Source organism: Candidatus Bealeia paramacronuclearis (assembly GCF_035607555.1).
Taxonomy (GTDB): domain Bacteria; phylum Pseudomonadota; class Alphaproteobacteria; order UBA9655; family UBA9655; genus Bealeia; species Bealeia paramacronuclearis.
Window position 1 is genome coordinate 368,473 of sequence record NZ_JAVHWZ010000001.1, and the last position, 18,221, is coordinate 386,693.

Genomic DNA, 18,221 nt, shown 5'->3' on the forward strand with positions numbered 1-18,221 from the left:
TATTTTATTTATAAGCTATTGCGCGCTCAAGAGCCAGAAAAAGATGCAACAGAGTTATCTTTTGCAAAAAAAATGCATTTAGTGACAAGCAAGTTCATACTTTTATAGCGGAGTTCACTCGCCTGATTCAAGATCTCTTAAGACTTTTGGATCGCGGAGGAGTTTTTCAAGGCGGTCCGCGTCTTCAAAGGAATGATCGACTTTGAAAAAAATACGGGGGGTGCCTCGGGATTTCAGACCTTTGGCGATTTGGGCCCGAAAATGCTTCGTATAAGCGTTAAGTTCTTTGACGATCTCATCGGCATGAATGCCTCCCAAAGGGATGACATATGCATTGGCGGTTAAAAGATCAGGTGTGACGCGCACTTCAGAAACCGTAATGGAGGCGTTATCTAAAAGTTGGCTACCACTGTCGGCCCGTTGAAGCGCCTCTACCAAAAGATGGCGAACGTTTTCTCCAAATCGAAGTTGACGTTGTGACGGGCCTTGCGTCGCTTTGGGAGTTCCTGAAAAACGCATCGGGGTCGCTCTCTTAAAGGGTCCTTTTGATTTCTTCAATTTCGAAGCATTCGATGACGTCGCCCACTTTAAGATCGTTGTAGTTCTCGAAAGCCATACCACATTCGTAGCCTTCTTTGACTTCTTTGACTTCGTCTTTAAAGCGTTTCAAAGTTTTCAAAGTGCCTTCATGAATGACGACGCTGTCACGAAGCAAACGAACTTTTCCGCCGCGTTTGACAATACCATCAGTGATCATACAGCCTGCGATTGCACCCACTTTGGGGATGGTGAAGATTTGGCGAATCTCAGCATTACCCAAGAAGCTCTCTCGGAGCGTAGGGGAGAGAAGTCCGCCCATGGCCGCCTTGACATCGTCAATGGCGTCATAGATCACAGAGTAATACCGAATCTCAAGTCGATCACGCTTGGCCAAATCACGGGCTTGCGGATTGGCGCGAACGTTAAAGCCCATAACAATCGCATTGGAGGCTTTGGCTAAGATTACATCGCTTTCTGTAATTCCGCCCACAGCTGCGTGAAGAACACGTACTTTGACTTCCTCAGTCGAGAGTTTGTGCAAACTGGCGACAAGAGCTTCCATCGAACCTTGAACATCTGTTTTCAAAATGACGGCCAATTCTTTGGCTTCACCAGCCGCGATGAGGGAGAACATTTGATCCATTGTGCCACGTGCAGAAGCGGCTGCTTTGACGTCGCGTTCACGGCGCGCACGGAATTCAGCAACTTCACGAGCTTTGGCCTCATCATGTACGACAGTAAAATCGTCCCCTGCCATGGGGGCCGCATTAAATCCGATAACCTCCACTGGAACCGCAGGGCCCGCTTCTTGAATTATTCTACCATGATCATCCACAAGGGCACGCACACGTCCGAATTCTTTGCCGGAGACAAAAATGTCACCTACACGTAAGGTTCCTTTTTGAACAAGAACGGTTGCAACAGCACCGCGACCCTTTTCAAGTTTGGCTTCAATAACAACACCTTGGGCAGAACGTGAAGGGTCTGCTTTGAGATCTAAAACTTCGGCCTGGAGAAGAATTGTTTCCTCGAGTTTATCGAGATTAATACCCTTTTTAGCTGAAACTTCCACATCCAAAATGTCGCCACCCAAGCTTTCCAGGACGATTTCATGCTGTAAAAGCATGGTGCGCACGCGCTCAGGATTAGCGTCTGGCTTGTCAATTTTGTTAATAGCCACAATCACCGGAACACCTGCGGCACGTGCGTGATGGATGGCTTCAATGGTTTGGTCCATGACGCCGTCATCAGCGGCAACCACAAGAACTACGATGTCTGTCGCATTTGCCCCACGGGCACGCATTTCCGTAAAGGCCGAGTGACCTGGTGTGTCAATAAATGTAATTTTTTGGCCTGAAGCCAAAGTGACCTGATAGGCCCCAATGTGCTGGGTAATTCCACCGGCTTCACCAGAGACCACGTCAGTCTTACGCAAAGCATCGAGAAGAGAAGTCTTACCATGATCGACGTGACCCATGACCGTCACAACGGGAGGACGTGATTTGAAATTCTCAACATTGTCTTCAACTGTGAGAAGAGCTTCTTCAAGATCAGAATCGGAGATACGTTTCACGCGGTGCCCAAATTCTTCTGCAACCAACTGAGCTGTGTCGCCATCGATCACTTGGTTGATGGTGGCCATAACTCCTAACTTCATGAGCGACTTGATGACATCCGCTCCACGCTCTGTGGTTCGGCTGGCAAGTTCTTGAACAGTGATGGTTTCAGGAATAACAATATCACGATAGACTTTTTTGACCTCGGCCTGCGCAAAGGACATGGACTTTTTCTTGTGCTTGGCTTGGGCACGGCGCATAGAGGCAAGGCTCCGCGTGTGCTCTATCTCTTCTCCTCCCACAAGAGCGCTTTGAATGAGGTGAGAGCGATCATTGCGCTGGCGTCGATCTTCATGGCGCTTTACAGGAACAGCCTTTTTAATATCGATGGCCGCTTTGTGTGCCGTTTTTTTGCCGCGGGATTCATCATCCTCATCTTCTGCATAGGACGAATAGACTGCTTTTTTAATAGGTTGAACTGTTTTTTCAGGAAGGGGAGCGTTTTCAGGAGTGACTTCTGTGATCACGACCTCTGCCTCAACAAGATCAGCCGCCTTGACGTCTTCTGTAACTTCGACGGGCGCTTCTTCGGCTTCTTGAACAGATTGCTGGCGCTTGGCTTCAATTTCCTCATCTCGGGCTTGACTGCGACCTTGAAGAACGCCTTGAGCTTTTTGAAGCGCTTTAATCCGCGCTTCCAGATCTTTATCTGCTAAAGGCGAATTGGGATTGGCGCTTTGTGGGGAGAGTACGCGCTTTTTCTTTACCTCAACGGTTACAGCTTTCGAGCGACCGTGGGCGAAACTTTGACGTACTTGCCCTCCATCAGGACCCTTTTTAAGGCCTAATGTCTTTGAGGAAAGCGTCAACGGCTTATGTGTCTTGGCGTCAGAATCAGTCATACCAATTTAACTTTCTATAGATTCACCTTCAAACCAGTGGGCTCGGGCCTTCATGATAATGTCGTTTGCTTGAGATTCGGTCAAATCTTGTCTTGGCAAAAGCTCTAAGAGCTCATCGGCCGCAAGATCTGCGAGATCATCAAGCGTTTTTATACCACCCTCGCCTAAAGAGACCAAGAGGGAAGATGTGAGACCTTCAAGATCCGTTAATTCTTTTTGAAGTTTGAGGTCTTTGATGCGCTTTTGATTGTGTTTTTCCTTATCCTCAAGGTAAGTCACTGCGCGATTTTGAAGTTCTTTCGCAAGGTCTTCGTCAAATCCTTCGATGGAAAGAATTTCATCTAAGGGAACGTAAGCAATTTCTTCAATCTTTGTGAAGCCTTCACCAACAAGAAGATGCGCAATAACCTCATCCACATCGAGGGCTTCTACGAAAAGTTTCGACCGCGTTTTGACTTCCTCGTTACGCTTTTCCATTTCTTCAGCTTCGGTCAGGATATCGATATTCCAACCCGTTAATTGGGTGGCCAATCGCACATTTTGACCGCGTCGTCCAATGGCAAGACTTAATTGCTCGTCAGGAACGACCGCATCAATTCGATTTTGATCTTCATCCAAGACGACTTTCGTGACTTCTGCGGGGGCCAAAGCATTCACCACAAAAGTTGCGACATTTTGAGACCAAGGAATAATGTCAATTTTCTCGCCCTGAAGTTCAGACACAACAGCTTGAACACGGCTTCCACGCATACCCACACAAGATCCTACAGGATCGATACTTGGGTCATGGGAATAAACACCTATTTTAGCACGACTTCCGGGATCACGTGCGGCGGATTTAATTTCAATGATGCCTTCGAAAATCTCAGGAACTTCTTGTGTGAAAAGCTTCACCAAAAATTCAGGGCGCGTACGACTTAAGAAAATCTGAGGCCCACGTTGTTCTTCTCGCACATCAAAAATTAAGGCGCGGATACGGTCACCCACACGGAAAGTCTCCCGGGGAATCATCTCGTCGCGACGCAAAAACCCTTCGGCTTTTCCAAGATCAATAAAGACATTCCCAAATTCAACGCGTTTGACAACGCCGTTGATAATGTCGCCAATCCGATTTTTGTACTCGCGATATTGACGACCGCGCTCTGCATCACGCACTTTTTGATAAATAACCTGTTTTGCAGTTTGTGCGGCTACACGACCAAAATCAATGGGGGGAAGGGGTTCGGTTAAGATATCCCCAATTTTAAGAGCAGGATTGATAGCTTGGGCTTGTGATAAGGTGAGTTGAGTTAAATCGTTTTCGATTTCCTCAACAACTTCACGACACCGCATCAACGTAATATCCCCCGTTTTGCGGTTAATAGTGGCTCGAATATCATGCTCATGACCATACTTGGAACGGCCGGCTTTTTGAATAGCCTGCTCCATGGCATCAAGCACTTCGTCACGATCAATAGATTTTTCACGGGCTACGACATCAGCCACATGGAGAATCTCTCGACTGGCTAAATCAAAAGTATTTTCGCTCATCTTCTCTCCACTACCTCTCGGTCTTTTTAAATGATATTTCAGGAATGACTTTTGCCTTTTGTACGTCAGAATAGGGGAACTTCACAATAGGTTTTCCATCTTCGGGAAGCTCAAGGGTAATTTCTTCCCCGTCAACGCTAGCCAAGCGGCCAGAAAATCTTTTTCGGCCTTCATAAAGAGTGTTCAACTCCAGTTGAATATCCGATCCTTGAAAGCGAACATAATCCTTAAGTTTGACCAAAGGACGATCAATCCCAGGCGAACTGACCTCAAGGACATAATTTTCAGAAATAGGATCTTCCACATCAAGAAGGGCTGAAACTGTTCGACTCACATCGGCACAATCATCAAGGCTTAAGTTTTGATCATCCAAACGTTCAATCATAATTTGCAAGCGTTTTCGATTTCCGCCACCAAACGAGATGCGCACAATGCCAAAACCCATTTCCTCAAGGGAAGGGCCTATAATTCTCTCAATTGTATCTGCAAAACTGTTCATTCAAAAAATCCAATAAAAAAAGCGAGACAACTGCCCCGCTTGCCGAGATCTCCATTTTCTTCCCTTTTTAAGAAAGATTTTTGCATCATACTGTGTTTTTCAGAGATTACAAGGAAAAAATAGAGGGAGTATATGGCAACATGTGAAAGGGGATCGCCCTTAGGGGTGCGTTATTACTCCTCGTCTGAAAACTCACCAAAGCTTTCTTCGTCACTTAATTTTTCAGACATTAACAACTCATTTTTTAGATTATACTCAGTTAAAAATTCTTTTTCTTCATCATTTAAATCGCGCATAAGATACTGCTTAAGAGCAATTAAAAAGCGCCTGAGATCGCCTTTTTTCTTCTCTTCAGGATTTTGAAAAAACAGTTCTGGTGCAGCATTTTTAAAAAAAACAGCATCCAAAGAATTAATCATTTTTTCAACATTAATGGATTGGAAAAGACCTTGAGACAATAATTTTTTCATCGCGGTTTTTCCACTTTTTACACTCGCTTTAAGTTCATTTTTAATTTTGAGAATGAAATCGTTTTCAATTAAAGTGCTTTGTTCATTCTGAACCGTTAGAAACTGTTCAGAATTTGTATCAATCTGGTAATTGAAAAGTTTTTTTGTGTTTTCACGTGCCTGTGTTTTGATTGCAATTTGTGTTGTTGTTAAATATAGAATTTGGTTTGTTCTCTCGAAAAACATATCAAAACGACGGTTTTTATAAGCCTCATCATTTTCCATGAGAGTTTTATCGTTAGGGGAACTGAAAGCGTAAAACAAGGCTTCTTTTATCCAATCGACCTCATAGCATGTTCTATAAAATAAAAAATTTTCAAGTCTCTCAAAATTCCATTGTGGATGCCTTTCAATCACCTCATTGTGCAATCCAAAAGCTTTAGAAATTGAAAGAAAACCAAATTCCCACTCTTCATCTAATACCACATTCGCGGCAACGATCTGTTCTTTTTTCTGTTGGTATTTTTTCAACTCTTCCTCTGAGAGATATCTGTGAGTCATAAGGCATTTTTTGTTTTCATCATAAAAATAACTTACAACCAAAGACGTGTTTTGCTCTTTAGCCAGCTCTTGCATTTTTTCAATCGCTGTCCACTCAAATTCATAACGATGATGGGGAGTTTCTTTATATTCTGGCTGTTCAGGGTGATTGCCCTCAGAAATCTTAATATTTTTTGGCTCTTTTTCTTCTTCGGATTTCTCAGACTTTGGGGACTTTTTTAAAATACTTTTTTGAGGAGCTTCTGGATTTCCTGTCTTTACGGCAGAAAGATTCGTCAAAACAAGAAATTGAATCAAAAGAAATGGAAAAATAAATCGCATCATCAACACCTATCGATAAGGAATATTTTTTATAATAAATAAATGGGAAATTTGTCAATTTATTTCTTTTTGGGGCAGCTATACTTCGTTGAAAATGAAGTAGAAACGCCGATAAAGGCGGGGCCTTGGGCTAAGCTTGGGTTTTTTTTGCCCCATTCCAGATAGAGTTTGACGATATCTTGATTCGAGATATTTTCAGGAAAACAAATATCCACATAAGAGTCCTCCACGTCCATGATATTACGATAAAATTGGGCAGCATTTGAGGCACTGACAATAAAACCATAACAAAAATTTTGCGAGGCCACTCCTGGGTTTTGGCATGCCGCAAGAAGGTCTTTATTGGTGACACTTTCGGCCTGAAGGGCATGACACGTTGTGAGTCCTGCCCAGGTAAGAATCCAGCGTTGATAAACAAATAATTTGCGAATTCGATCTTTGAGTTTGCGGGACTTGTTTTCCAGTAATTTGCCATTCTGAACTTTTTTTATTCCCTGTGTCATTGATTCAATCATTTTTTATGTTATTTATTCCTAAAAAGGTTACTCGATTTTTGAGATAGTCGCTATAAAAAATCCATCAGTCCCATTCTGAAGGGGAGCCAAACGCACCTGAGATTCCAATTGGAACTTTGGAGTTTTCTTAAGAAAGGCCTGAACCACGTTTTCATTTTCGTCTTTTAAAATGGAACATGTTGCATAAACAATTTTGCCGTTGGGCTTTAAAAGGGGTGCTGCTTGATGGATGAGGCCTTCTTGAATTTCAATTAAACGCTCAATTTCATCAGGGGTGAGACGCCACTTTTGCTCAGGATTGCGGCGCCAAGTTCCCGTACCAGAGCAAGGAGCATCAATCAAAATGCGATCAAAACGCCCTTTTTGGCGTTTGAGCCATGAAAGTCCTTCTTCGTCTAAAACGCGACATTCTGTGTTGTTCACATCCGCTCGTTTCAAACGCAGGCGTGCCTTTTGAAGTCGCCAATTGGCAATATCCATCGCCACAATTTTGCCCTTGTTTTCCATGAGTGCCGCCACCGCTAAAGTCTTGCCACCAGCTCCTGCGCAAAGATCTAAGACTGACATTCCTGGGGTTGCTTGAAGGGATTCGGCAATTTTTTGAGATCCCAAATCTTGGATTTCAAAAAGGCCATCCCGAAAAGCTTTTGTTGAAGTCAACGGCTGGCGATCTTTAAGGCGCAAAGCTGTTTCAGAATCGGGCAAAGCATCGGCAATAATTTTTTCAGCCTTCAATTTGACTTTCAAATTCTCGCGATTGATTTTTAACGTATTGGCCCGAATGTCCACAGGCGCCTCTTTTTGAAAGGCTTGCATATTTTCAAGCAACTGATCTCCATAAAGATCTTGAAGGGCGGGTTGCAACCATTCAGGAAACTCTCCCCGAACCCAAAGAGGCGGATTGGGTTCTCCAAGATCCAGCCCTACAAGTTGGCGCTCTTTGTCGTTTAATTTAGAGGGCGAATATTTTTCGCCGTCAAACCAAATGCCAATTTTAGCGCGATCAATTTTTTCGATTTCCATTAAATAAGCCAACACTTGAAGACGAGCTGCAGCCCCTGATGAAATGGCACTTAAAGAGACGCCACGCAAAAGCGCCCACCAAGAAATATGCGCATAATTGCGAAAAATACCATAAACGCGGGTCGCAATAGCTTGACGATCTTTAGATCCAATGTAACGCCGCGCCTTAAAATAAAAAGAAAGGTGAGCATCCAAAGGAGAGTAGTCTTGAGAATATGTTTTTATAACTTCAATAACAGCATCGATACGAGCAGCTTCAATCATTTTTTAAATCCTATGGCCACCACATACATCTCCGCGGAATCCGGGCGACTGGCAGGGGGCTTTGAATGAACAACTTTTGTAAATTTTTGTTTGAGCTCTCGCAAAAGATCTCCTTCGGCACCACCTTGTAAAACTTTGGCGACATAAGATCCGCCTGGTTTTAAAACCTCTTTGGCGAAGTCAAAGGCCACTTCTGCGAGCATCATAATGCGTAAGTGGTCTGTAGGTGCATGACCTGAGGAAGAGGCTGCCATGTCGCTTAAAACCAAATCTACGGGACCTTTTAAAAGGGCTTTGAGTTTGTCGGGCATCTCAGGATGGAGAAAATCCCCCTCAATCAGAATAGATCCCGGAATGGGATCGATGGGCTTAAGATCAATGCCAATTACAATTTCTTGTCCAGGCAAACTTCCCGTTTTTTCAACTGCCACTTGAACCCAGCCGCCTGGAGCCGCCCCCAAATCGACCACGTGTTTCCCAGGGCCCAAAAGCCCATACTTTTCATCCATCTCAATTAATTTGAAGGCTGCGCGTGACCGATATCCCAAAGCTTGTGCTTTTTGGACATAAGGGTCATTAAGTTGACGCATGAGCCACAATTGGGAGGAAATTTTCCGACCGCGCGCCGTTTTGAGTTTTACCGCTAAAGTTCGCGTTCCTGAGGTGGGCGTTTTCTTTTTCATGCGGCAACTCCCCCTTGCGTTTTGAGGAAGAGATCGAAGATTATACCTTCTCTAAGGCCGCGATCCACGACTTTCACTTCATTGATGCCGAAAATATCATAAATTCCTTGAAAGATTACAACTCCCCCCATAATTAAATCTGCGCGCTGAGGCCCAATGCAAGGATGCAGAAGTCGCTCGTGCAAAGTCATACGTGAGACTTTGTAGATTAAAGATTGAAGTTCTTTTTGATTTAAAACCATTCCATGAACTTGGGCACGATCGTAATGATCAAGATTTTTGTAAATTGCCGCAAGCGTTGTCAAAGTTCCTGAGGTGCCAATCATTTGAATCGCTTGTTTGCGCAAATGAGGGTGGACGTGACAACGATCGGCAAAAGCCTTGGTTTCCTTGGCCATGGCCCTTCTGACTTTCGCCTGAAATTCATGTTCGTCGGGTTCTCCCCGAATGGCTTCGGCAACTGTCACAACGCCAAAAGGAATGGAGACGGAATCGATGACTTGGGGGACGCTTCCTGGAATAAGTTCCACCCACGCAAGTTCTGTACTTCCTCCGCCGATATCAAAAATAAGTGCGTAACGGGTGCATTGTGTGAGCTGATCCGCGCAGCTCATCATCGCCAAACGTGCTTCTTCTTGGGTTGATATGACTTCTAAAGGAAGACCCGTTTTTTCCCGAATTTCTTGGACAAACGCATCGCGATTTAAGGCGTCTCGACAAGCGGCTGTGGCCACGCATCGAAGAGCCGACACAGAATATTTCTCAAGGCGTTTCGCACATTCTGAAAGAGCATCAACTGCACGGCCTCGGGCAACATTAGAAATTCGTTTATAGGTCACAAGTTCATCGCCCAGTCGCACGATACGTGTGAAAATCTCAACAGGCACAAGCGTAGCTTCAGTCTTTTGTGCAATCAAAAGACGGCAGGTATTTGTCCCCAAATCGATGGCCGCAACAAGCGGGCCTTTATTTTCAAGTTTGTCGTTCATTTTGTACCGGATTCAGACTATTTCTTATAAGTAGTCTTATCCCAAGCATTTATCAATGAAGATTATCTATCATTTGAGGAATCTCTTGCCTTTCCCTCTAAAGTCAGTATGATGCCTTCATTATTTTTGGGGGATAGTTTAGCGGTAGAACTCCCGGCTCTGGACCGGGCAACTCTGGTTCGAATCCAGGTCCCCCAGCCATCTTCCCGAAAAATCTCTTTTTTTTCTTCCTTTACCAATTGTTAATAATTTTTTGATTTAATGAGCTTCAATGTGTTCAAAAAAATAAAATTTGGAGCTCAAAAATGCAATTCAAGCCATTAAAAATAAGAGGAAAGCTTACATCTTACTTTTTAGGATTTAGCCTTGTCCCGTGCCTCATTTTTTTGACTGGAATTTATTTTGGAGGGGATCTTTTAAAATATTATCGTGGACTTCGTCTTCAAGATTTAGCCAGCGCTCTTTCACATAATGTTGAAAATAACCTTTTTGAACGCTATGGCGATGTTCAAGCTTTTTCATCTAATGATTCTGCAAAAAATAAAACCAATTGGGGAAATCCGGATGCTGCAAATCCCCTCGTTCAAGCAATGAATAATTATACAACCCTTTATGGAATGTATGATCTCATGCTTGTCATAGACACCAATGGCGTTGTTCAATCCGTCAATACCGTAGGAGCAGATGGAAAACCTATCAATTCCCATATTATGTTAGGCCAATCTTTTGGAAATGCTGATTGGTTCAAAAAAACATTAAAGGGTGAATATTTGGTGGGTAAAAATGGATTTACAGGAACGCTTGTGACTCAACCACAACATTATGATTTTCTGGATAAAGTGTATAATCGGAAAGATAGTTATAACATTATTTTCTCCTCCCAGATTAAAGATACAAACGGTGCCGTCATTGGAGTTTGGGCAAACTTTGCAAGCATGGGGCTTGTGGAAAACTTTGCGACCATGGCCTACAATGAGATGAAATCTCAAGGTATTGAAAACTCAGAAGTTGTGATTCTTGATGAAAAGGGTTTCCCCGTTGTTCATTATGACTTTGCATTATTACAAAATGGAAAATATGTCCGGGATTTTAAAATTCTTGGAAAAGAGAATTTTGTGGAAATGGGTTATGGGGCTGCTAAAGAAGCGCTTGCTGGACAAGCCGGGGTTGTGGAATCATTTAATGACCACGCCAAAGAAGATGCCGTTACAGGATTTACACATACACCCGGCGCTTACGACTATCCAGGAATTGGGTGGTCATATTTTGTCTCAACATCCAAAGCGTTGGCTTATGCAGATGTGTATAAATCAATTATAATCTCAATGGTTGGAATTGCGCTTTTAGGACTGATAGCCTCTATTATGGGTTATGCGATTAGCGGTGGGTTTACGCGTCCGATTCTGCGCATCACGGATCTCATGAACCGTCTTACGGGTGGAGATGTCAACATTCAAATTGATTCCAAAGATCTTTCGCGACATGACGAAATTGGGGATATGAGTAAAGCCGTTGAGGTCTTCAAAGATAATGCTATCAAAGTCATAGAGATGAGTGAGGCGCGAGAAAAAGAAGCTCTTATGCGCGAAAAAGAAATCAAAGAAAAACTTTTAACCCTTTCAAATGGTCTTGAATCAGAACTTGAGTCAACACTCAAACAAGTCATGCAAAATGCAGACGCCGTTTTGAAGATGACGGAATCGATGAATGTCTCTTCAAGTAACGTGAGCACACAATCTACCAGCGCCAATGAAGCCACAGACGAAACAACGCGAGATGTTGAAAGTGTGGCGGCGGCTACGGAAGAGCTCTCAAGCTCGATTCATGAAATTAGTGCCCGCGTGGCTGAATCCACCCGAATTGTTCAAACAGCGGTGACTACAACAGAGAATACAAATACCACCATTCAAGAATTAGCTCATGCTTCAACCCACATTGGTGAGGTGATTAAGTTAATTTCAGACATTGCAGAGCGAACCAATCTTTTGGCCTTGAATGCTACTATTGAAGCGGCCCGTGCCGGGGATGCAGGAAAAGGATTTGCGGTTGTGGCAGCAGAGGTGAAAAATCTCGCTAATCAAACAACGCAGGCCACTGAAGAAATTGTGGGGCAAATTAATGCTATTCAAGAAGCAACACAAGGTTCAGTTGTGGCTATTTCTGAAATTACAAAAACCATCCAAGAGGTGGATCACGCTTCGTCGTCCATTGCTGCAGCTGTTGAAGAACAAGGCATTGCTACCGGTGAAATTAACAAGCGTACGCAACAAGCCGCAAGTCGCACACGGGAAGTGGCCAATGGCATCAGCATTATGAATACTGAGGCACAAGAAACTGGACGACTTTCCTCTGAAGTGATGTCCGCGACCACAAAAATTGTTAAGGAAATGGAGGCGTTGCAATTGCGAATGAAGCAAGTTATTCGTGAATCTTATGCCGGCGATAGACGTCAATCCAAGCGCTACAAAAACCCAAGTTCAGCCACCATTAATGGGCAAAGCTATTCCTTAAAAGATATCTCTGGTTCTGGACTTTCAATAAATACCTTCGGAACAGAGCATTTTTTAACAATGGGTTCGACAGTGAGTATTGAGATTCCAGGGTATGCCTCAAAACTATCAGGTAATGTGGTTGACACCTCTGATCCTACATATATTCGAGTTGTTTTCACTGTAGACGATGATGAATCTAAGAAAATTGATAATTATCTTGCAGGATTGAATGGCGTGAAACGTGCGGCCTAATAAAATTAAAATTATATAGGGAGAAATAATTATGTCTGTTGATAAAAATATGCCGATCTTGATCGTCGATGATTTTAAGATGATGCGACGTGTGGTCAGAAATCTCCTTACACAATTGGGCTTTGCCAATTTAGATGAGGCTGCTGACGGAGGTGAGGCCTTGCAGAAAATTAAGGCAAAATCTTATCGTTTGGTGGTTTCAGACTGGAATATGGAACCTATGTCCGGAATTGAACTTTTAGAAAAGGTCAAATCCAGTCCAGACACCAAAAATATTGATTTCATTATGCTTACAGCCGAGGGCAAGACCGATAATATTATCAAGGCCAAGCAATTGGGCGTGAACTCTTACATTGTCAAACCATTCACTGCCAAAGTTTTAAAAGAAAAACTTGTGGCCTTGATAGGTCCTTTTTAAAAAATAAGCGGAGGAAGACTTCTATGATTCCACAATCCCCGACGCTCATACGCAAATATCTTCGTTCTTATATGCGGAATGAAAACTTTGTGCTCACACCAGAAGATGCCGACCAATTAATGGTGACACTTTCAGCATTTATTAAGGATGATATCGCACAAAGCAACCTTCAGGTTTTAAAAGAAATGACTGAAATTGCAGATTTCATCACAACGTTTAAAAATGAAATGCGAGCGATGGATGTTAATAATTTGAAATCCAAAACGACAGATGAGCTAGATGTTGTGTTGGTTACAACAGAAGAGGCCGTGGGGCAAATTTTAGAGTGCGCTGAAGATATCGATACATTGATGATGGGGGCTTCTGATGAGCTGTCAGAAAAACTCCAAGATGTTTCCACGCGCATTTATGAAGCTAGTAATTTTCAGGATCTCAATGGTCAACGCATCATCAAAGTTATTAAAACATTTCGGACTTTGGAAGGAAAAATATTCAAACTTTTAGAAGAAATTGGCGGGCGCCTTGAAACAGGGGAGAATCAACCAGAAAAAGAGACCTCTCCTTCAGAAAATGAAAACCTTCTCAATGGTCCTCAAAAACCAACTGAGGCTTTCAGCCAAGAAGATATCGACAAGCTCTTTTCACAAGGCTAATGCTCAAAAACAGGGAATTCAAAGATGGATGAACTACTAGAAGAATTTATTACAGAGGCCTGCGAGAATTTAGAAAAACTCGACAATGATCTTGTGATTTTAGAAAAAGACCCAAATGATGTCCAACTTTTGGGTAATATTTTCAGGACTATTCACACGATTAAAGGCGCTTGTGGCTTTATAGGCCTTGCCCGTCTTGAGAAAATTGCGCACTCGGGAGAAAATGTCCTGGGTAAGTTTCGCGATGGAGAAATGAAGGTTACTCCTGAGGCAATTACACTCATTTTGGCGTGTGTTGATGCCATCAAATTTATTTTGCAAACTCTCAAAGACACAGGACAAGAACCAGAAGGTGAAGATTCTGCTCTCATTCAGAAACTTCAGGACTTAATTACATTAGGAAGCACATCAAAGGAGGAGACAATTATTGTTCCTCAAGAAGAGATTATTATTGAAGATGTTCCTGAAAATGTAGAAATAGAAGACGTGACCCCGTTAAAAATTGAGGTACCAGAAGTTATGGCACCTTCTTTTGAAGCGTCTGAGCCAGTACATACAGTCCCCACGGCAGAACACCAAAAATCGGCTGAAAAAGATCAAGGACCTCAATCCATTCGTGTGAACGTTTCCCTTTTGGAAAACCTCATCACAACTGTGGGAGAGCTTGTTCTCACGCGCAATCAACTTCTGCAATTGGTGCGTCAATCGGAATCAAGTACCTTTGAAGTCCCTTTGCAAAGGCTCAACCAAGTAACTTCAGAGTTACAAGAAAGCGTTATGAAAACCCGCATGCAGCCTATTGGAAATGCATGGTCTCAAATGCCACGTTTAGTTCGAGATTTGGCAAAAGATCTGAATAAAAAAATTGAGTTAGAAATGCTTGGGGCAGACACGGAAATTGATCGCCAAGTCATTGAACTCATAAAAGATCCTTTAACTCACATGCTTCGAAATTCCGCAGATCATGGCCTTGAAACACCCGAGGAGCGCATTCAATCTGGGAAGTCAGCTATGGGTACCATTCGCTTGAACGCTTATCAAGCCGGGGGACACATTGTCATTGAAATTTCAGATAATGGACGTGGCTTGAATTTAGAACGAATCAAAGAAAAAGCTATTCAAAATCGCCTAGCATCTTTAGAGGAAATTGCCAATAAATCTGATGCTCATGTAGGAGCAATTTGAAAATGTCCGGTTAAGCAATTTAGAAATGTCCGGATTTGTCCTTAAGTTTTATGCTGATGCAGTCAGCAAGCAGGAGGATGAATGGAGACATTGTATAGCGAGGCCGAGATGGAAAAACTAAAGATATTGGATGACATAAAACGAGGTCTGCTGCGCCAAGGTGAAGGTGCGGCAGAGTTAGGTTTGAGTGCTCGGCAAGTGAGGCGTTTGCAGGCGAGAATTTCTGTTGAGGGACCTTCCGGGATTAAACGGCGTGCTATATCGGGCAGTAATCGTGCGCATTCAGAGGGCTTCAAAGCCAGAGTTCTTGAGGCAGTTCGGAATCGTTATGCGGATTTTGGTCCGACGCTAGCCAGCGAGAAACTGTTGGAGAATGAGGGGCTTAAGATCAACAAAGAAACTCTGCGACAATGGATGATAGCCGATGCATTATGGAGCGGGAAAATTCGGAAAAGCTCGCCTCTGCATCAATCCCGTCAGCGCCGCTCGTGCTTTGGTGAGCTTGTACAGATTGATGGGTCGCACCATGATTGGTTTGAGGGACGGCGTGCAAAGTGTTGTTTGCTCGTCTTTGTAGACGATGCCACCAGCCGCATCGTATCTATGCGATTTGAAGAATCGGAGACCACTGCCGGCTATTTCCGAGCCATGGAATCACACCTCGAGCAGCATGGTCTGCCTCTGGCCTATTATAGTGACCGGCACAGCATTTTTAAAACAACGCGCACAACTGACGGATATTACCAAGCTACTGAGCTGCATCGCGCCATGAAAGATTTAGGAATTGAGTTGATTTGCGCTTACTCACCCCAAGCCAAGGGCCGTGTCGAGCGGGCGAATCAAACGCTGCAAGATCGCTTAATCAAAGAGATGCGTTTGAGAGGTATCTGCGATATTGCGACTGCCAATGCCTATTTGCCGGCGTTTATCGAGAAGTATAACCAAAAGTTCGCCGTTGATGCGGCAAACCCGAAAGATCTGCACCGTGACGTACCTATCGACGCGCAAAGGTTGCGACGAATTTTATCTCATCACGTCACGCGCAAGCTTTCAAAAAACCTTGAATTCTCTTTGGAAGGGCAGGCCTATCAAGTTCAAGTGCCTGGAAAAGGCTATCGCTACCAGAATAAAAAAGTCACAATTTATCAACATTATACGGGGGCAATAGAGGTGATGCTTGGAGAAGAAGTCTTAAGCGTGATGGCGCTGGATAGGGTGACAAGGGGGCCCATTCTAGCTGATCGTAAGGACTTAGATCATGTTTTTGACCAGGAAATCTTCCCCAAAATAAACCCAGACTTCTTATTACCCACAGGGTCCACAGCCCCAAGTCTCTCTTGCGCTTGAGAGCGCGAGAGAGGGCTATGGACTTGTGGATAATAATTCAACTCAAAGCGGACATTTCTAAATTGCCTTGACATAAATCTGATGCTCAAATTTGCCAGTATATTTTCCATGCAGGACTTTCCACCGCTGAAAAAGTCACCAATGTCTCTGGCCGAGGGGTGGGAATGGATGTTGTGAAAACCAATATTGAAAAAATTGGTGGCAATATAGAGGTCAAGTCCGTAACAGGAAAAGGGGCCACCTTTACCATTACAATTCCTCTGACTTTGGCTATTGTAGCCGCACTCATTGTCGGCGTTGAAGATCAACGATATGCCATTCCTCAGGTGAGTATTCTTGAACTTGTTCGTATTGCATCAGATTCTGAACATACAATTGAATACATCAATAATAATCCTGTTTTAAGACTGCGCAATCGTCTCTTGCAACTTGTCTTTTTAAATGAATTGTTTGGAATTGAAAAAACGAAAGAAACCGAACACTCAAATATAAATGAAGATCAATACGTTCTTATTGTCCAGGTGGGGAGCTATTATTTTGGCATTGTCGTAAGTGAGGTCTTTGACACGCAAGAAATTGTGGTAAAGCCTGTCTCCCCTCTTCTTCAAGGCATTAACGTTTATGCGGGCAATACTATTTTAGGAGACGGAAGTGTCGTCATGATTTTGGACCCCAAAGGAGTCATCCTGCGCAAGGGTGAAATTGACCTGACTGACCGGGGTGCTGAGGATTTGAATGACAGAAAAACTTTTGCAGAAGATCTCACAAGCCTTCTTCTTTTCAAAGCGGGAGATGAAGCCCCCAAAGCGGTTCCTCTTGAACTTGTGGTTCGATTGGAAGAATTTGATGTTAAGGACATTGAACACAGCCATCACCAATCTATTATTCAATATCGAGAGCAGTTGATGCCATTAATTCCTTTTGATCAGTATGGGGGAATCCCACAAGAAGGAACAGTGGCTGTTCTTGTCTTTTCAAATGGAGAACACTTTGCGGGTCTAATTGTTGATCAAATCATCGATATCGTTGAAGAACGCGTTGAGCTTAAAATGCAATCAACAACGGATGATGTTTATGGCACTGCAGTCATCAGTGGGCATGCTACCGATGTTATAGATGCAGATCACTATATCAGACATCTTTTCCCAAAATGGGGTGGCGCTGAAAATCGGAAAGTTAGTGCAAGTAAAAAGTCCGTCCTTCTTTTGGGAGATGGTGTGTTCTTCCGCAATATTTTAGGCACCTTATTGCGGATGGAAGGATATCAAACACAACGCGCTGACAGCCTTGCCAAAGCCTTAAGGATTATTGAGCAGGGCCATATATTTGATGCTGTTATTCAAGATTTTGACAGTACAACCTCTTTTGATTCGGATGATACGGGCTCTTTAAAACGCTTCTTGGAATGCCATCCCCTTCTTCTTTTAACAGAGGATGGAAATCTGCCTCAAGGGGGCCGTCTTTATGGTGAAGGTCTTTGCTGTGGAAAAGAAGATCGCGGCATGATCTTGAGAGCCATCTCAGAACTTATTGAACAAACACAAAGAGAGGCAGCATGACCGAGGCATTTGCTATTAAAAATTCAGTTTGGGAAGATGATGAAGTTCAGCTTCTGACCTTTCATGTGCATGATCAAGTTTTAGGGATCCCTGTTCTTCAAATTCGGGATGTCTTCTTGGCGCAAAAAATTACACCTGTTCCTTTGGCGTCCCAAGAAACTCGAGGACTCATCAATCTTCGAGGGCGCATTGTTACAGCACTTTCTATGCGAGAAAAACTTAACTTTCCTAAAGTTGAAGCGGGCCAAAAGCAAATGATTATTGCTATTGAGCATGCTGGTGAAGTTTATGGTCTTCTAGTTGACAAAGTGGGCGAAGTCATTACGCTAGCACAAGACCTTTATGAGAAAAAACCTCAAGTTTTGGATGGAAAACTGAGAGAAATTGCCAAAGGGGTTTTTAAACTTGAAGGAAAACTTCTAATTCTTTTGGATGTGGATCGTATCATCCAAACGTGTCAAGACAACATATAAAAATAATAAG

Annotated in this window: 15 protein-coding genes, 1 tRNA gene and 1 pseudogene; 8 read left to right on the forward strand and 9 right to left on the reverse strand. The window is 43.3% G+C overall.

Annotated elements, in window-relative coordinates; translation table 11 throughout:
- Nucleotides 1-114: 114 nt before the first annotated feature.
- From Bealeia2_RS01900 to Bealeia2_RS01940, 9 genes are all read right to left on the reverse strand, one after another.
- On the reverse strand, nucleotides 115-519 hold the full coding sequence (locus Bealeia2_RS01900) for a ribosome-binding factor A (RefSeq protein ID WP_331255469.1): 405 nt from the start codon (nucleotides 517-519) through the stop codon (nucleotides 115-117).
- A 13-nt stretch (nucleotides 520-532) separates the two neighbouring features.
- On the reverse strand, nucleotides 533-2,998 hold the full coding sequence (infB, locus tag Bealeia2_RS01905; RefSeq protein ID WP_331255470.1) for a translation initiation factor IF-2: 2,466 nt from the start codon (nucleotides 2,996-2,998) through the stop codon (nucleotides 533-535).
- Nucleotides 2,999-3,004: 6 nt separating this feature from the next.
- A complete protein-coding gene (nusA, locus tag Bealeia2_RS01910) occupies nucleotides 3,005-4,528 on the reverse strand; it encodes a transcription termination factor NusA (protein WP_331255471.1) in 1,524 nt (507 codons plus the stop codon).
- 10 nt (nucleotides 4,529-4,538) lie between these two features.
- A complete protein-coding gene (gene rimP, locus Bealeia2_RS01915; protein ID WP_331255472.1) occupies nucleotides 4,539-5,027 on the reverse strand; it encodes a ribosome maturation factor RimP in 489 nt (162 codons plus the stop codon).
- A 173-nt stretch (nucleotides 5,028-5,200) separates the two neighbouring features.
- On the reverse strand, nucleotides 5,201-6,316 hold the full coding sequence (locus tag Bealeia2_RS01920) for a hypothetical protein (protein WP_331255473.1): 1,116 nt from the start codon (nucleotides 6,314-6,316) through the stop codon (nucleotides 5,201-5,203).
- 101 nt (nucleotides 6,317-6,417) lie between these two features.
- Nucleotides 6,418-6,861 carry a Rap1a/Tai family immunity protein gene (locus tag Bealeia2_RS01925; protein WP_331255474.1) on the reverse strand — a complete coding sequence of 148 codons (444 nt, stop codon included), beginning with the start codon at nucleotides 6,859-6,861 and terminating at the stop codon, nucleotides 6,418-6,420.
- Between the two features lie 39 nt (nucleotides 6,862-6,900).
- Complete coding sequence (locus tag Bealeia2_RS01930; RefSeq protein ID WP_331255475.1) at nucleotides 6,901-8,160, reverse strand: RsmB/NOP family class I SAM-dependent RNA methyltransferase; 1,260 nt, start codon at nucleotides 8,158-8,160, stop codon at nucleotides 6,901-6,903.
- Nucleotides 8,157-8,843, reverse strand: coding sequence for an RlmE family RNA methyltransferase (locus Bealeia2_RS01935; protein WP_331255476.1), 687 nt, complete (start codon nucleotides 8,841-8,843; stop codon nucleotides 8,157-8,159). Before Bealeia2_RS01935 ends, Bealeia2_RS01930 begins: the two co-directional genes overlap by 4 nt.
- On the reverse strand, nucleotides 8,840-9,832 hold the full coding sequence (locus Bealeia2_RS01940) for a Ppx/GppA phosphatase family protein (RefSeq protein ID WP_331255477.1): 993 nt from the start codon (nucleotides 9,830-9,832) through the stop codon (nucleotides 8,840-8,842). The genes Bealeia2_RS01935 and Bealeia2_RS01940 overlap by 4 nt, the downstream gene beginning before the upstream one ends.
- A 127-nt stretch (nucleotides 9,833-9,959) precedes the next feature.
- On the opposite strand from Bealeia2_RS01940, the gene Bealeia2_RS01945 reads away from it, so the two are divergent.
- The 8 genes and pseudogenes from Bealeia2_RS01945 (at nucleotide 9,960) to Bealeia2_RS01980 (ending at nucleotide 18,211) form a co-directional block, all read left to right on the forward strand.
- A tRNA-Gln gene (locus tag Bealeia2_RS01945) sits at nucleotides 9,960-10,033 on the forward strand.
- Nucleotides 10,034-10,137: 104 nt separating this feature from the next.
- A complete protein-coding gene (locus tag Bealeia2_RS01950) occupies nucleotides 10,138-12,576 on the forward strand; it encodes a methyl-accepting chemotaxis protein (RefSeq protein WP_331255478.1) in 2,439 nt (812 codons plus the stop codon).
- A 31-nt stretch (nucleotides 12,577-12,607) separates the two neighbouring features.
- On the forward strand, nucleotides 12,608-12,994 hold the full coding sequence (locus tag Bealeia2_RS01955; RefSeq protein ID WP_331255479.1) for a response regulator: 387 nt from the start codon (nucleotides 12,608-12,610) through the stop codon (nucleotides 12,992-12,994).
- Between the two features lie 23 nt (nucleotides 12,995-13,017).
- Nucleotides 13,018-13,647 carry a protein phosphatase CheZ gene (locus tag Bealeia2_RS01960; RefSeq protein WP_331255480.1) on the forward strand — a complete coding sequence of 210 codons (630 nt, stop codon included), beginning with the start codon at nucleotides 13,018-13,020 and terminating at the stop codon, nucleotides 13,645-13,647.
- 24 nt (nucleotides 13,648-13,671) lie between these two features.
- Nucleotides 13,672-14,820: pseudogene (locus Bealeia2_RS01965) on the forward strand (chemotaxis protein CheA); the annotation flags it as partial.
- A 120-nt stretch (nucleotides 14,821-14,940) separates the two neighbouring features.
- Nucleotides 14,941-16,179 (forward strand): ISNCY family transposase, encoded by a 1,239-nt coding sequence (locus Bealeia2_RS01970; protein WP_422388042.1) that lies wholly within the window; start codon nucleotides 14,941-14,943, stop codon nucleotides 16,177-16,179.
- A gap of 101 nt (nucleotides 16,180-16,280) precedes the next feature.
- Nucleotides 16,281-17,738, forward strand: coding sequence for a chemotaxis protein CheW (locus Bealeia2_RS01975; protein ID WP_331255959.1), 1,458 nt, complete (start codon nucleotides 16,281-16,283; stop codon nucleotides 17,736-17,738).
- Nucleotides 17,735-18,211: a chemotaxis protein CheW gene (locus tag Bealeia2_RS01980; RefSeq protein ID WP_331255483.1), complete on the forward strand. Its 477-nt coding sequence runs from the start codon at nucleotides 17,735-17,737 to the stop codon at nucleotides 18,209-18,211. Before Bealeia2_RS01975 ends, Bealeia2_RS01980 begins: the two co-directional genes overlap by 4 nt.
- Nucleotides 18,212-18,221 lie beyond the last annotated feature (10 nt).

What these genes read in the sequence shown, in the direction of transcription:
- Bealeia2_RS01900 (WP_331255469.1), bottom strand. Translation starts at nt 519, where the DNA reads ATGCGTTTTTCAGGAACTCCCAAAGCGACGCAAGGCCCGTCACAACGT.
- infB (WP_331255470.1), bottom strand. Translation starts at nt 2,998, where the DNA reads ATGACTGATTCTGACGCCAAGACACATAAGCCGTTGACGCTTTCCTCA.
- nusA (WP_331255471.1), bottom strand. Translation starts at nt 4,528, where the DNA reads ATGAGCGAAAATACTTTTGATTTAGCCAGTCGAGAGATTCTCCATGTG.
- rimP (WP_331255472.1), bottom strand. Translation starts at nt 5,027, where the DNA reads ATGAACAGTTTTGCAGATACAATTGAGAGAATTATAGGCCCTTCCCTT.
- Bealeia2_RS01925 (WP_331255474.1), bottom strand. Translation starts at nt 6,861, where the DNA reads ATGACACAGGGAATAAAAAAAGTTCAGAATGGCAAATTACTGGAAAAC.
- Bealeia2_RS01930 (WP_331255475.1), bottom strand. Translation starts at nt 8,160, where the DNA reads ATGATTGAAGCTGCTCGTATCGATGCTGTTATTGAAGTTATAAAAACA.
- Bealeia2_RS01935 (WP_331255476.1), bottom strand. Translation starts at nt 8,843, where the DNA reads ATGAAAAAGAAAACGCCCACCTCAGGAACGCGAACTTTAGCGGTAAAA.
- Bealeia2_RS01940 (WP_331255477.1), bottom strand. Translation starts at nt 9,832, where the DNA reads ATGAACGACAAACTTGAAAATAAAGGCCCGCTTGTTGCGGCCATCGAT.
- Bealeia2_RS01950 (WP_331255478.1), top strand. Translation starts at nt 10,138, where the DNA reads ATGCAATTCAAGCCATTAAAAATAAGAGGAAAGCTTACATCTTACTTT.
- Bealeia2_RS01955 (WP_331255479.1), top strand. Translation starts at nt 12,608, where the DNA reads ATGTCTGTTGATAAAAATATGCCGATCTTGATCGTCGATGATTTTAAG.
- Bealeia2_RS01960 (WP_331255480.1), top strand. Translation starts at nt 13,018, where the DNA reads ATGATTCCACAATCCCCGACGCTCATACGCAAATATCTTCGTTCTTAT.
- Bealeia2_RS01970 (WP_422388042.1), top strand. Translation starts at nt 14,941, where the DNA reads ATGGAAAAACTAAAGATATTGGATGACATAAAACGAGGTCTGCTGCGC.
- Bealeia2_RS01980 (WP_331255483.1), top strand. Translation starts at nt 17,735, where the DNA reads ATGACCGAGGCATTTGCTATTAAAAATTCAGTTTGGGAAGATGATGAA.